Below are 13,112 nucleotides of genomic sequence, written 5' to 3' on the forward strand. Positions count from 1 at the left end.
GCCTTTCGGCCTGTTTATTTTTATTACTTGTTAACAGGCGACTCTGGATCTAGGAGCAATGCCATGACATCCTGCATTTGCTTCTCATTTAAGAGCTTGAAGTGACCGAAGCGAGGCATATTGCTACACACGTTGTAGGCTTTCGAATTATTAATTCGGTTCCAGGTGTACTCCACTACCTCTTTGGAGTAACCACGTAACTTTCCGTAGTTCCAAAGTGATGGGCCAATATTTCCGTAAGAGACTTCTTTAATGTTAATTTGATGACAGTTATAGCAACCACCACCATTTGCTGATCCAGCTTTATCAGACCAGGTAGCGCCTCGACCACTTTGCGCAATCTTCTCACCATTCTTCCAGTCGCCAATATATTTACCATCAGAAGGCTGCTTGATGGTTTTCATATTTTCATTCTGGATTTTTTCGCGCATCTTGACATCACCGCCACCATCTAAATTTACAAGATTTGAGCAAAACTTTTGAGCCGCATCTTGATCTAAACGATCTAATCCAGCCTGACCTTTAGCCTCAAAACTAGAGGACATCATCTTTTCAAATGGAGTAGCAGCACTGACAGTACCTGCTGCAGCTAGTAGCGTAAACGCCAAAATTGATAATTTGTTTTTCATATTATTTATCTCCAGCGATTAACGCTTCAGTCCTGGTGCATTCATGGTTCCGCCCTTAGCATTTACAGCCATATACATGGAGACTGCAATGGTATTTTCGGAAATATAGATTGGCTCTGGGAAACGTTGCTGACGGTAGCAGTCGTTCAGACGACGTTGCATGGTCCAGAAAGTACCGCTAGAAACGCGGTATGCGGGCCAGTAACCCCAGCCTAAAGCAGCACCTTTTTGCTCGGTGATGTTAGGCAAATCTTGGAGACGAATTCGTTTGCCATTGGATGCGTGACATGATGCACAGGAGAAGTCCATTGGGCCACCCTGATAAAAGAATGACTGTTTGCCCATTGCGTATGCCTGCTTTTCCTTAGGATGCTTGGCCACAACATTAATGGGCATGCCCTTAGATTCTGCTACTACATAGGCAACTACAGCCTCTAGATCTTTACGTTTGCCTTTGCTAAATCCTGCCTTAACGATCTCATTTGCATCATATCCTTGCAACTTAGACATACAGGTAACAAGGCGAGATTCTAGATCTTGAACTTGGTTGGTGTCTTTGAAGTATTTTGGCAATTGTGTATAGGCACCCTTTACAACCCCAGGCCCCATACCCAAATCGCATTTTTCAAGTGATACATTCTTTGGGCCCATTGGCTTTTTCCAAAGATCTTCACCGGCCGCTTCATACAAATCAGCAGGGTTACCATCGGCAATCATTGCACGATATTTTTCAATTTCGTCAGTTGGAGCACCCCCAGTAGGAGTAGCGGCTGTAGAAGCCTCATTTTTTGCAGGGCTTGAACAGCCTTGCAATACTGCAAATAAGCCAATAATGACGCCATATAAAATGCGTGTTTTCATGGTAACCCTTTTATAGTTTTAATTATGCGTATTGATATTAAGAAACAGTTGCTTCATCAGTACGTTTGTCGCCTTTGTTGTCGTTCCAAGTCACAACAATTTTGTCGCCTTTAGCGCCTTTGTATTTAAAGTTCAAAAATGGATCCTTAGAAACTGCAGGACCAAATTCGCCTGTAAATACTTTCTTACCATTGGCGGTAACATTAATTGTGCTGATAAACCACTGAGGAATAGTTTTACCGGACGCGTCTTTACGCTGACCAGACTCCATATCGTGTTTCATCAAAATTTTTACATCTACAGTACCGCCGTTTTCAGCAGCTCTTACGCGCATTGGATCAGCCATTTTGGTTCCTCTTTTATTCTATGTGTGAATTGTGTCTATGAATTTGCTTCGGGATTAACCGCCGCAACCACCAAGCGTTACTTTGACTTCTTTAACAGTCATAAGCCACTTACCATCAGCCTTGGCTAAGCCATAAACATTGGATGTTTGACCCATTTTGATACGGGTTGTAACAAACGCATCAGTGCCTGCAGGAATAAAGAATTGGGCAGCTAAAGCGCTAGGGTTCTTTTCAACCAAGATCGCCAACTGCTCAGCCTTAAGGGTAGTAGTAATTCCAACAGGAACTACCGCGCCATTTTCAGCAATATCAGGAGCGTTCAGAGTAACGGCAGAAGATTTGTCCGGGCTACCAGCACCTAAAATTTTAAAAACGTCATCCAAGCTCTTGCCTTCAAAAGCGGCTTTATTCCACTCCTGTGCTTGGGCAGTACTAATAAGGCCTGAAGAAGCCATCAGACCAAATACTGCTGAATACTTCATTAAACTGCGTCGCTGCTGATTCATAAAAACTCCTTTATTAATCTTAACTTCTATCAATTTATTGCTTATTTTGCATTAAAACATTCAGGTTACTACCTAATTGGCCGTTTTATTTGCCACCAGAGAGCATCCAAGTCACTAAAGTCTTGCGATCTTCATCAGAAAGCTGAGCTTGCGGTGGCATTGGAATAGAACCCCAAACTCCCGCTCCACCCATCTTGACCTTGGTCATTAGCTTCTCAAGCGCACCACTCTGACCCTCATACTTCTTAGCAACATCAGCAATTGATGGGCCAACTAGCTTAGCGTTAGGTGCATGGCAAGCAGAGCAATTTTCGCTCTGGAATAAAGCAGCCGGGCCTTTTTTGGCTGATGAATGCGTATCCTTAGCATGGGCTAAGCCTTCACCAGAAGCGCCAGGCAATTTAGCTAACGGTGGTTTAGTTGAATCTGCACCACGATATGGGCCGTACATACGGTTTTGCTCTGCAATGTTCTCGTGTGCATTTCGAGCGAAATCAGGCAAGGTTGAGCCGATTTGAACGAATTGAACACAATTTTTCATACATGAGCTGCCATTGACATCAGGCTTACCGCTAACGCTCCAGAAACCATGCTTAGTCGTCATGCCATTGCGGTTCGGCATTTTGACTTCAGCAATATTCTTATCGCTCAGCACATAATCATCCGGAACAATCTCGCCTAGACTCAAAATAAATGCAACAAGGGCGTAGGTATCGTCAGGCGTTAGAGATCTTGGGGCATTCCACGGCATTGCGCGGTAGATATAGTCCCACAATGTAGATACTGTTGGTACCTTCATTAAGGTTGTTCTTTGGGGTTGCTTCATATCAATTAATGAAGCTACGCGACCTGTCTTTACATCATCCTTGGTGGTGCCACCAGCAATAGGTGTAAAGATTTCGTTTGACTCACCGAAGGTGCCGTGACAACTTGCACACTTGGCTTCCCAAATTTCCTGACCTTTTTGAACTGAGCCAGATCCCTTTGGGAGACCCTTGAAATCTGGACGAACATCAATATCCCAAGCTGCTACTTCAGCCATCGTTGCATGACGACCAATACCTGGATATTTAGCAGAATCCGATTGTGCAACCGCACTGTGAGCACCTAAAACTAAAAGCGCCGCAAAACCAATACGAGCAGTTAATTTATCCAACTTGTACATTGCTGACCTCGCCATTTGAATCTAATTTCCAGGATTGAATTGCATTGTTGTGATAGATCGATCTTGTACCGCGAACATCACGCAATTTTTTAATGGTTGGCTGAATATAGCCTGTATCGTCCATCGCTCTCGACTGCAAAATAGCAGGTGAGCCATCCCACACCCAGTCGATATTAAAGCGGGTAATAGATTTATCTAGGATTGGTGTTTCTAGACGAGCAGTGCGCCAGTTATTTCCACCATCGAACGAAACATCAACACGCCGGATCTTGCCGCGACCAGACCAAGCCATACCGCTGACGTTGTAGAAACCTTTGTCAAGTAACTGCTGACCACCAGATGGAGTTGTGATTACAGATTTACATTCTTGAATCGATGCGTACTGACGATGTGTACCGTCTGGCATGAGTTCAATGTAGTGAACCGCTTCATCTTTTGCATTCCATGGCATGTCACCCACTTCAAGGCGGCGCAACCATTTCACCCAACTAACACCCTGAACACCTGGCACTACCAAGCGTAATGGGAAACCATTTTCAGGGCGCAACATCTCACCGTTCATACCCCAAGCTACGATGGTGTCATTCAAGCAACTCTCAAGATTAATGGTGCGAGTCATACCTGAACCATCACCACCTTCAGCAAGCATGAACTTGCCTTTTTTGAGGTCAGCGCCACATTCTTCAAGCAATACCTTCAAAGGAACGCCAGTGAACTCACAGCAAGAAAGCATGCCGTGCGTGTACTGAACAGTAGGTACAGCAACGTTACCCCACTCAAGACCAGTATTAGCGCCGCACTCAATAAAGTGAGTACGAGAAACTGATGGCAATCTCATCAAATCATTCATTGTGAAAACGCGTGGGTTTTTCACTAAGCCATTAACCATCAGGCGATGAGTCTCAGGATTGAGGTTGTACCAACCTTGATGGTGACGCTCAAAATGCAATCCGTTAGGAGTGATTGTTCCAAACAAACCTTGAAGCGGAGTAAAGGCAACTGAGGCTGCTGATACTCGAGTTAAGCCTGGAGACTCTCGACGAATCAAGTTTGACTCGTAAATAGATGGCATACCGTAAGGCATAGTTGCCACATTCTTACCGAGGGTAGTTTGCCATTCTTGCTTCTCCAGAATCGCAGGATCGCCCTCACCTGCAGCCATCGCTAGCGGAGCTGTTAGCCCTGCCGCCGCGCCACCTAAAGCAGACATGAAACCCTTGCGCAAGAAGCCGCGACGGTTTTCATCCAAGCCATTGGCGTTGATGTCAGCAATCAGTTCCTGAGAAATAAAATGCTCAGGAGCCTTAACCAGACGAGCACGGTTAGTCGGCTTTTCGATAGCGCTGATATCTTGCGCACTGATCTCTATTTGTTTTTTGGTCATGTGTTCTCTACTTTGATGAATAGATTCTTAAAAAAAATTAATGCAAACTCTCGGCAATTTTTGCGCAGACTGTCTGACACATTTCAACGGTTGCGTTATCAGCGATAGAGTAAAAAACGGTTGTACCTTCTTTACGCCTAAGTAAAATTCCGGCTTTATGTAGGGCTGCAAGATGACGAGAGACATTGGCCTGACTGGAGCCGCACAACTCAACAACCTCAGAAACAGACTTTTCGCCACTGCAAACTGCATACATGATGCGCAGGCGTGATGGCTCCGAAAGAACGCTGAAATATTCAGCAACATTAGCAAATACCTTTTCCATGGCTTGTGGAGAAAGGTCTTTGGTGGCTTTTTTAACTTTTACTTTGATATTCACAGGCTAAGATTATATATGCGTATACATGCATATTGGACACCGAAGCGGCAAACACTTATATAGTGGGATACCCTAGCCTCAAAGGCAATACAATCAAAAAAATGGATATTGATGCAATTCTGCTATCCCTAAAGCTTGCTTTTTGGACTATGGCTCTAATTCTTCCCTTTGGGATCTGGGTTGCCCATAGGCTGCTTAAGCTCAATAAAAGTCGGCCATGGATTGAGGCTGCCCTAGCACTTCCATTAGTCCTGCCGCCCACTGTTTTAGGTTATTACTTTCTGGTTTCTTTTGGTAATACCAGTATTTTTGGCTCCCCAATAGTATTTTCATTCACAGGCATTCTGATTTCCTCATTAATTGTCAATATCCCCTTCGCCATTCAGCCTATCCAGAGAGCATTTGAGGCTATTAATCCTGAAATCAGAGAAGCTGCTCAGGTGAGCGGTCTGAGTGATTGGCAAATCTTTCGGTTGATCGAGTTGCCGCTATCTTGGCGAGGTATTACCGGTGCCGCCGCCCTTACCTTTGCCCACACCCTTGGTGAATTCGGCGTTGTCCTCATGGTTGGCGGAGCCATACCCGGGGAGACCAAAACGGCCTCCATTGCTATTTATGACAAGGTTCAGAGCTTTGATACTGCTGGTGCTGGCGCTATCGCGCTTGTGCTCCTTGGTACATCTCTTGTTTGTATAGCGCTTTCATATGGGGTATTTGGGCAGAATCGCGGTCGCCGCGGGAGCTTGAGCTAATGCTAAAAATCAAGATTAGCCAAACCTACCCGAATCCACTGCAAATCAATCTTGAATGTGCGCCAGGTGAGTTGCATGCTTTAGTTGGCCCCTCCGGGAGCGGCAAAACTTCAGTTCTCAGAACCATTGCCGGCCTAAACAAGCCTGCTACCGGAGTTATTCAGTGTGAAGGGATGATCTGGTTTGAAGGTAACGACCTGAATCCTAAAGCGCTTCACCTAGCGCCCGCACAACGGTCATGTGGATTCTTATTTCAACAATATGCCCTATTTCCACATTTGAATGCCTTAGACAACGTATCGATTCCATTACAAAACTCTGGCCTTTCCACAAGTAAACGCAAGACTATCAGTATGGATTTATTAGATCGAATGGGCATTTCTAATTTGGCCGAGCGAATGCCGCATCAACTTTCTGGCGGTCAACAACAACGGGTAGCACTCGCCAGAGCTCTAGCACGCCAACCAAAAGTATTGCTGCTGGATGAGCCCTTCTCAGCTATCGATGCCCCAACCCGCCAGGGTTTGTATAAAACTCTGGCAGATCTTAGAAAAGATCTGAATATCCCAATTCTATTGGTCACTCATGATTTACGTGAAGCAGACTTACTTGCAGACCAGATTACCGTTATAGACAAAGGCATTAGCCTGCAAACTGCAGCGCCGCAGGTCTTATTTCAAAGGCCAAGAAATTCTCGCGTTGCTGAATTAGTTGGTATTAGCAATATGTTTCATGGTGTGTTCGATTCGGGTAACTTAAGTTGGGATGGTTGCAATCAACTCTTTAGGGTTGCCGACAAAGGCAAAATTCCACCTAAAGTGCGTGTGGCTTGGGTTATCCCCCAGAGCGGCCTCAGCGTTCACGTCACCCCAACCATGACTAGCGTACCGACAGTAGTGGAGAAGATGAGCAGCCTTGGTCAGATCGCCGTAATTCAGTTGCGTATTGAAGGTAGCGAAAATACCGTTGAATGGGAGGCATCTTCTGCAGAAGTGAGAAGGCTATCTATGGTGGTCGGCAGTCAAATGCATCTCGAGCTTGATGGCAATCAGATCCACATCATGCCATTGCGACCCATCAATGATCCGCGACGCTTTATTGATCATTAGATCTCCGCTTTATTAAAGACAAAAACGCTTGCTAGACTTTGATCTAACAAGCGTTCTAGTTAAAACAGTATTACTTGCTGGAACTGCTATCGCTACATGAATCTTTAGCACCAGTATTAATACCCAATAATGGATAGGCTGGGCAAAATTTAAAGGCTCCAGTGGCTAGTGGAATAACACCAATCCAAGCCCAGGCCCCAGTTGTTCCTGTGACAGCCAAACCAATCAATACTAGGCCAGCAACAATACGTAAGATACGGTCGATACCACCAACATTGCATTTCATATTACATCCTTGTTTAAATTTATTACTGAAAAAAGTGAACTACTATTTAATTAAGTGGAACACCAACCAGTGGGCGACCTTCAAGAGTCCAGAGGTATAAAGAGCCGTCATAAAGCTTGGTTGATTTATTGCCGACTAATTCAGACATAACAAACCAACCGCCTGCAGCTAAGTGACCGCTATTGCAATAGCTAATTGCCGGCGTCTTTGGGTTGATTCCGTTTGAAGTGAATAATGCGTTGTAAGTATTCTTATCCCAGAAATACAGAGCCCCTTTTGTAGGCTTTGCTAATAACTCAGGAGCCAATTCCTTTGCACCCGCAATGTGACCGTAAGCACCTACATAGTCACGCTTATTTAAACCAAAAAACTGAACAGGTTGACGTGCGTCGATCAAAGTAGTTTTACCTGTTTTAGAAGCTAATGCAACCTGCTCAGAGTTAGCAATCAACTCTTTACGCTCAGCTTTACCAACCCATGTTCCATTGGTTTTAATTGATGGGGCAACAGAAAAATCGCGTCCTTCAGAAAGCCAGCCTGCCATGCCACCATCTAATACGGCGATATTGTCCTCACCATAAACCTTAAATTGCCAATACGCGCGCAAAGCTTCATCAATATCAGAAATATCTTGGGCAATAGGAACTAAAACAATTGGCTTGTCAGAATTGATGCCCACCGACTGAATAATTTTTTCAAAGTCTGCTTTTTCAGGAATCAGATACTTGATCTTTTTCCCGTCAATCATGCGATCAACCCTTACCTTTTTAAAGTCAAGCAATGTGGACTCTGGAATATGGCCGCCTACCTCAACTAAAAACTTCTTCCCTGTTTTTTTATCAATTTCAAATTCAGGGGCACGGGTATAGCTGGCTACATCGCCGCGAACCTCTAAGATCTGAACCTCTGATTGATTGGCAGCAAGCCATTCAGCGCTAACTAATGGGCCCGGCAAACTTACCGCGTGCACTAATCCAATAAAACTTGTAATCGCAACGACTAGTCCTATTTGAATCTTTTTCATTTGAACTCCTTGATTAATTTGCAGGTAATAAATATTGCGAAAGTCGATCTAATAAATCAATCTTGCTTTCAGTTAATACGTGGTGCTCCCTTGAATTGAGAGCCGACTTCAAGTCACCACGGTCAATTTCTAGTTGAGTAATTTTGTGATCCCTTTCAACTATTAATACTTTCATATCGGTAAAAAATAGCTTAGTAAGTGCACTAACCCAACGGGACACCGGACCCAAGCGACCCTTGGTTGCCATATCAAAGTTACGCAATTCATCCAGCACCAGATCTGCGGAGATTAACTTCTCCCCAGTAACCCACTGGTTTGTAGTGAATAAACGTACTGGCAAGCCTTGCTGATTTAATGCGATGCCAATGAGGTGATGGAATTCCACTCCATTACGCTTGAATAAATGGAAGTGACCGTGCTCACCATCTTGCATCTCATCAGCTGTATGTGCATGGTAGTAAAACTCATATCCACTATCGGGATCTGAGAGATCATTTTTGGGATAGTGATTCCACTCAATAAACTCTCGCGCGCCGCACAACGCTGCTTGGCTTAAAGTCAAACCTTTTTTTGCGTAACGCGTTTGGATGCTAGCTATTTCTTGAGCAGCCAAACAGAGAGTAGATTGAATGAGCACGGTAGTAAATTAATCAGCAGATTTACGTTTTTTAGGGCCACAAGGATTTGCTGGACCACATGGGTTGGCTGCTTTTTTCTTAGCCGGGCCACATGGATTGCTTGATTCCTTCTTGGGTCCGCATGGGTTCTTTTGTTCGGCACCAGCTGGAGTTGCTGGAGCATCTGCAGCATTAGCCATAGGGGCCGCTGCCAATCCAGCTAAAGCTAAAGCAAGCGCAGCTACTGTTGATTTTTTAGACATTATTTTTCCTTTTGAAGTATTAGATTTCTTGAGAACTGACAGGGCCCGTGGATTTCTTCTCCATCCATGCGCCCAAGATAAATACACCAATTGCAGCAAGCACCATGATGAGGTCTATAGAAATGCTTGAGACGTTGAAAAGCTCCGGTAATGAATCTGCATTTGCTATCTCACCCAAAGTCGTAAGAGATTCAATGCTTGGATAGATGCCTGCAAATAGGATTGTTCCCAGTAGCAAACCAATCAGAAAGATTCCGGCATCAATGCGACCTGACATCAGACCAACTACTGAAGTGCCAGGACAATAGCCACCAATAGCGAAACCGGCACCGACAAATGCACCACCCAAAGCTGCCGCACCTAAAAATGATGGGGGAACGAAAAGGCTGCCACTCTCCACGAAACCAGTCTTTTCCAGAATGAAAAGTCCGACCGCTGCAAAAACGATTGCAGTAAACATGACTTTAAATACCGACCAATCTGTTAAGCGAAATTGGCCTGTTAATTTGTTGGGATTGCCAAAACCAGCCCGCTCGAGCACAAATCCAAATGCTCCACCTATCAATAAACCCGAAAGAATTGTTCCCATCTTATTTCTCCTCTTTCATTAGGCGGCTAGCAAGTAATCCAACCGCGAAGAATGTACCTAAAAATGTAAATCCAGCCAAACTCAGAACAGCCGCGCCAGATAAACCGAGACCACTAGTACAGCCTGCAGCAATGCGAGCGCCAAAGCCAGCCAAGATTCCGCCAAATAAGGCAGTTAGAGGTCGCTTAGAGCCTCCTAAGAATTTCTGACCATCTAACTTGATTGCAATTCTTCCTGCAAAAAATGCCGAGATGAGAGCGCCTAGAGCAACCCCAATTACCTGCCAAGTGATCCATGCATCCAAGGGCTTGCCCTCTTCAACCATTCCTCCGAGATATTCATTGGCATTAGTGGCTGCTGGCAGAAGGTACATTCCAAACCATGCTGTTAGGCGCGTTGTAAATCCTGTAGCACCCAAACCATGTCCGGTAAAAGCAAATGTGGATAACAGAACAATCCCGAGCAAGATGCCCGCAAGCAAGGGATTCCAGTATGGAGCTGGTTGACCCAGTTTTTCTTTATTCATTTTTGATCACCTCAATTAAGGTATTAATAATATATTAATTTATATAATATTACCTAGGATCAACACAGTCAAGATGAAATAAGCGAATCATTTTGATGTAGATCAAAAAAAGGGGGGCAAAGCCCCCCGTAAAAGAACGAACAAGAAAATATTTAAAATTCGCCCTTAACCGTAGTTAAACCTAAGGCATCCCAATCCAGCATGCCGCCGCGATAGTAGTAAATCTTGCTGGCTGGAAAACCATCACGTGTCATTGCTGCCATAGCCATAGGGCTTTGTGGGCAAACAGGACCATTGCAAAAGGCATAGACCTTTTTAGCCTTAGAGCAATCCCATTTAGTGGAGCCGGCAGATGGCTTCTTGCAACCGAGTTCATCCATGCGCATCGCAACCTCGGTATACGGAATGCCAACAGAACCAGGAATTGTGCCCTTTACACGATCATCAACAACACGCATATCAACAACAATTGCGTCTTTATCATTTAATGCATTCAACACGTCAATCTCATCTACAGGAACAACACCCTTAATTGGGATTAATGGCTGTAACCAGCCTTTATTCTTGGCGCAAGAGGTCATCACTCGGGTGATTTCAACGGGCCCCTTGGATGTATTAACAACAAACTTGGTTGATTTATCAATAATTTGGAGTAATTCTGGATTGGAAGATGGTGCAGACTGCGCCAAAACAAAGCCCGAAACAAGGGTTAGGCAGCAAACTAATAATTTCTTCATAAAGTCTCTTTTCAGTAATGGGATGCAGAAATGGCGTTTTAAATGCATATATACGCATTTATGCATAGATTTGTAGTTTCGCCCTAAGTCACGGGTAAATTAATACAGAGAAACCCCTATTGATGGCGAATTTAGCAGTATTATCATGCCAGGAAGCTAGCGGTAATTGCTACCCACGATCCCTTTAATAATGGAGTTTCAATGAAAAATAGTCGTCGCCAATTCATGATTTTGTCTGCAGCTGGTGCCTGCACAATCGCTTTGAACGGTAAAGTTCAAGCTCAAGCAATGGTTTCTGAAACTGATCCACAAGCTGCTGCTTTGGGTTACAAGGCAGTTGCAACAACTGTTGATAAAGCAAAATATCCAAAATATGCAGCTGGTCAAGAGTGCGATAACTGCGCATTATGGCAAGCAAAAGGTTCAGCTACACAGGGTGGCTGCTCATTATTTGGCACAAAACAAGTTGCCGCCAAAGGCTGGTGCTCTGCTTACGCTAAGAAAGCCTAATGCTTCCCTAGTAGCACATCATAAAAAGCTGCTTCGGCAGCTTTTTTCTTGTCTACAGATTTACGAGCTGGCTTGTGAGAAGGCTTTTAGCTTCTCAAGACTAGGTATTTGAATGCTAAGGCGGGTGACATTTGAAATAACCCCTTGATCGGCCATAGATGCAAGCGCCCTACTGATGGTCTCGAATTTCACATCCATCATTAAACCCATATCTTCCCTCTTAAATAATGGGGCAACTGCCATATCACCAGAAACCTTAGCGGTCCTGAGAAAGAAACGCGCAAGACGTACTTCAATCCTACCCGTATTAATTTCAGAAAACCAAGACTCCGATTGGGCAAGCGCTTCGCCCCACTTCTTAACAATCTGACGATGCAATCGAGGTGACTCTTCGCCTAAAGAAGAGATGATTTTTTTAGGGATACGGCAGAGATGGATATTGGATAGTGCGGCTGCTGAATGGGCATAACTGTCACCTAAGAGCGCCTCCATACCAAATAGATCTCCAGGAACTACTAAGCGGACAATTCTTCCAGATCCATCTGAATTAATATGAAGTAACTTGATATACCCATCCCTCAAGGTGTACAGGAAATCAGCAGCTTCGCCCTGGTTGTAAATTCCCGAATGCGACTCAAATCGAAGGTCATCAATTGGCTCATGTATTTTGGAAAAATCATCTTCATTTAATTCAGCAAAGAGTGCAGAGCTTCTGATAGAGCAAGCATTACAGTCGCTGTTGCCTTGCCAAGCACTTTTGATCTCGATGGTTTTCATGCGATTTTTTTGGCAACCATGCCGAGTAAAGCTGACATGCCAGTATGTCTAGCACCTTCAGATAATTCTTTTTCGTAGCACTGAAGATCTAGGATTTCAAAGTCGTAGCTAAGTTTACGAATCATCTCTTCGGTATAGAGGTGCTCGATTAAAGATGGGCCACCAGTCTTGTACTCCAGCTGCTTGGGCGTGTAGCCCTGGAGAATAAATATACCGCCGGGTTTCAAAGTCTGATGTACTTGCTTAAAAATCCTAACTCGCATTTCTGGATCAGCAAATTGTATAAAGATAGCAATGATTGCATCATAGGAATTAGTTTTCCAGTCAAACCCATCCGTATCGCAAAGACTATATTCAATATTGACTTCGTTGTCTTTAGCAAACTGTTTCGCCTTAACAAGCGCAATATCAGAAACATCAAAACCAGTAACACGCATCCCTTGCTTGGCGAGCCAAACTCCATTACGCCCTTCTCCATCGGCGATGCAGAGCACAGAAGCATTCGGTTTTAGGTATCGAGATGTTTGCTCAACAAGATATTCATTTGGCTCTTTGCCAAAGATAAACTCTTCTCGATTAAAACGTTCATTCCAAAACTGAGTGGCATCTGTAAAACTCATGGATCTCCTAATCTGCGATTAAATAAATCTA

19 protein-coding genes are annotated in these 13,112 nt (G+C 44.2%); 3 read left to right on the forward strand and 16 right to left on the reverse strand.

Annotated elements, in window-relative coordinates:
• Positions 1 to 23: 23 nt before the first annotated feature.
• The 7 genes from soxX to GQ359_RS05040 form a co-directional block, all read right to left on the reverse strand.
• Positions 24 to 629: a sulfur oxidation c-type cytochrome SoxX gene (gene soxX, locus GQ359_RS05010; RefSeq protein WP_215387813.1), complete on the reverse strand. Its 606-nt coding sequence runs from the start codon at positions 627 to 629 to the stop codon at positions 24 to 26.
• A gap of 18 nt (positions 630 to 647) precedes the next feature.
• Positions 648 to 1,490: a sulfur oxidation c-type cytochrome SoxA gene (soxA, locus tag GQ359_RS05015; protein ID WP_215387814.1), complete on the reverse strand. Its 843-nt coding sequence runs from the start codon at positions 1,488 to 1,490 to the stop codon at positions 648 to 650.
• A gap of 37 nt (positions 1,491 to 1,527) precedes the next feature.
• Positions 1,528 to 1,836: a thiosulfate oxidation carrier complex protein SoxZ gene (gene soxZ / locus GQ359_RS05020; RefSeq protein ID WP_215387815.1), complete on the reverse strand. Its 309-nt coding sequence runs from the start codon at positions 1,834 to 1,836 to the stop codon at positions 1,528 to 1,530.
• A 54-nt stretch (positions 1,837 to 1,890) separates the two neighbouring features.
• Entirely contained in the window at positions 1,891 to 2,343 is a 453-nt protein-coding gene (gene soxY, locus GQ359_RS05025; protein WP_215387816.1) for a thiosulfate oxidation carrier protein SoxY, read from the reverse strand.
• An 85-nt stretch (positions 2,344 to 2,428) separates the two neighbouring features.
• On the reverse strand, positions 2,429 to 3,508 hold the full coding sequence (locus tag GQ359_RS05030) for a c-type cytochrome (protein WP_215387817.1): 1,080 nt from the start codon (positions 3,506 to 3,508) through the stop codon (positions 2,429 to 2,431).
• Complete coding sequence (soxC, locus tag GQ359_RS05035) at positions 3,492 to 4,847, reverse strand: sulfite dehydrogenase (RefSeq protein ID WP_371822468.1); 1,356 nt, start codon at positions 4,845 to 4,847, stop codon at positions 3,492 to 3,494. Before soxC ends, GQ359_RS05030 begins: the two co-directional genes overlap by 17 nt.
• Before the next feature lie 82 nt (positions 4,848 to 4,929).
• Complete coding sequence (locus tag GQ359_RS05040; protein WP_215387819.1) at positions 4,930 to 5,271, reverse strand: metalloregulator ArsR/SmtB family transcription factor; 342 nt, start codon at positions 5,269 to 5,271, stop codon at positions 4,930 to 4,932.
• 101 nt (positions 5,272 to 5,372) lie between these two features.
• Here GQ359_RS05040 and modB point away from each other — a divergent pair, with 101 nt between their 5' ends.
• Together modB and GQ359_RS05050 are read left to right on the forward strand one after the other, a co-directional pair.
• On the forward strand, positions 5,373 to 6,023 hold the full coding sequence (gene modB / locus GQ359_RS05045) for a molybdate ABC transporter permease subunit (RefSeq protein WP_215387820.1): 651 nt from the start codon (positions 5,373 to 5,375) through the stop codon (positions 6,021 to 6,023).
• On the forward strand, positions 6,023 to 7,132 hold the full coding sequence (locus tag GQ359_RS05050) for an ABC transporter ATP-binding protein (protein WP_215385695.1): 1,110 nt from the start codon (positions 6,023 to 6,025) through the stop codon (positions 7,130 to 7,132). Before modB ends, GQ359_RS05050 begins: the two co-directional genes overlap by 1 nt.
• Before the next feature lie 70 nt (positions 7,133 to 7,202).
• Here the strand turns inward: GQ359_RS05050 and GQ359_RS05055 are convergent, their stop codons facing one another.
• The 7 genes from GQ359_RS05055 to GQ359_RS05085 form a co-directional block, all read right to left on the reverse strand.
• Positions 7,203 to 7,418: a DUF2892 domain-containing protein gene (locus tag GQ359_RS05055; protein ID WP_215385696.1), complete on the reverse strand. Its 216-nt coding sequence runs from the start codon at positions 7,416 to 7,418 to the stop codon at positions 7,203 to 7,205.
• Between the two features lie 46 nt (positions 7,419 to 7,464).
• Positions 7,465 to 8,442 (reverse strand): sulfurtransferase, encoded by a 978-nt coding sequence (locus tag GQ359_RS05060; RefSeq protein WP_215385697.1) that lies wholly within the window; start codon positions 8,440 to 8,442, stop codon positions 7,465 to 7,467.
• A gap of 13 nt (positions 8,443 to 8,455) precedes the next feature.
• Positions 8,456 to 9,079: a hypothetical protein gene (locus GQ359_RS05065; RefSeq protein WP_215385698.1), complete on the reverse strand. Its 624-nt coding sequence runs from the start codon at positions 9,077 to 9,079 to the stop codon at positions 8,456 to 8,458.
• 9 nt (positions 9,080 to 9,088) lie between these two features.
• Complete coding sequence (locus tag GQ359_RS05070) at positions 9,089 to 9,322, reverse strand: hypothetical protein (protein ID WP_215385699.1); 234 nt, start codon at positions 9,320 to 9,322, stop codon at positions 9,089 to 9,091.
• A 19-nt stretch (positions 9,323 to 9,341) separates the two neighbouring features.
• The gene (locus GQ359_RS05075) at positions 9,342 to 9,911 is read right to left on the reverse strand and encodes a YeeE/YedE thiosulfate transporter family protein (RefSeq protein ID WP_215385700.1); all 570 of its coding nucleotides are present in this window, start codon (positions 9,909 to 9,911) and stop codon (positions 9,342 to 9,344) included.
• Position 9,912: 1 nt separating this feature from the next.
• On the reverse strand, positions 9,913 to 10,437 hold the full coding sequence (locus tag GQ359_RS05080) for a YeeE/YedE thiosulfate transporter family protein (RefSeq protein WP_215385701.1): 525 nt from the start codon (positions 10,435 to 10,437) through the stop codon (positions 9,913 to 9,915).
• Positions 10,438 to 10,589: 152 nt separating this feature from the next.
• Positions 10,590 to 11,174 (reverse strand): rhodanese-like domain-containing protein, encoded by a 585-nt coding sequence (locus GQ359_RS05085; protein WP_215385702.1) that lies wholly within the window; start codon positions 11,172 to 11,174, stop codon positions 10,590 to 10,592.
• A 201-nt stretch (positions 11,175 to 11,375) separates the two neighbouring features.
• Between GQ359_RS05085 and GQ359_RS05090 the strand changes: the two genes are divergently transcribed.
• Positions 11,376 to 11,684 (forward strand): high-potential iron-sulfur protein, encoded by a 309-nt coding sequence (locus tag GQ359_RS05090; RefSeq protein ID WP_215385703.1) that lies wholly within the window; start codon positions 11,376 to 11,378, stop codon positions 11,682 to 11,684.
• Between the two features lie 60 nt (positions 11,685 to 11,744).
• Here GQ359_RS05090 and GQ359_RS05095 read toward each other — a convergent pair whose 3' ends face one another.
• Both GQ359_RS05095 and GQ359_RS05100 read right to left on the reverse strand, forming a co-directional pair.
• Positions 11,745 to 12,461: a Crp/Fnr family transcriptional regulator gene (locus GQ359_RS05095; RefSeq protein WP_215385704.1), complete on the reverse strand. Its 717-nt coding sequence runs from the start codon at positions 12,459 to 12,461 to the stop codon at positions 11,745 to 11,747.
• A complete protein-coding gene (locus GQ359_RS05100) occupies positions 12,458 to 13,081 on the reverse strand; it encodes a bifunctional 2-polyprenyl-6-hydroxyphenol methylase/3-demethylubiquinol 3-O-methyltransferase UbiG (protein WP_215385705.1) in 624 nt (207 codons plus the stop codon). The genes GQ359_RS05095 and GQ359_RS05100 overlap by 4 nt, the downstream gene beginning before the upstream one ends.
• Positions 13,082 to 13,112: the final 31 nt, after the last annotated feature.

The sequence above is a fragment of the Polynucleobacter sp. AM-7D1 genome (assembly GCF_018688455.1).
GTDB lineage: Bacteria > Pseudomonadota > Gammaproteobacteria > Burkholderiales > Burkholderiaceae > Polynucleobacter.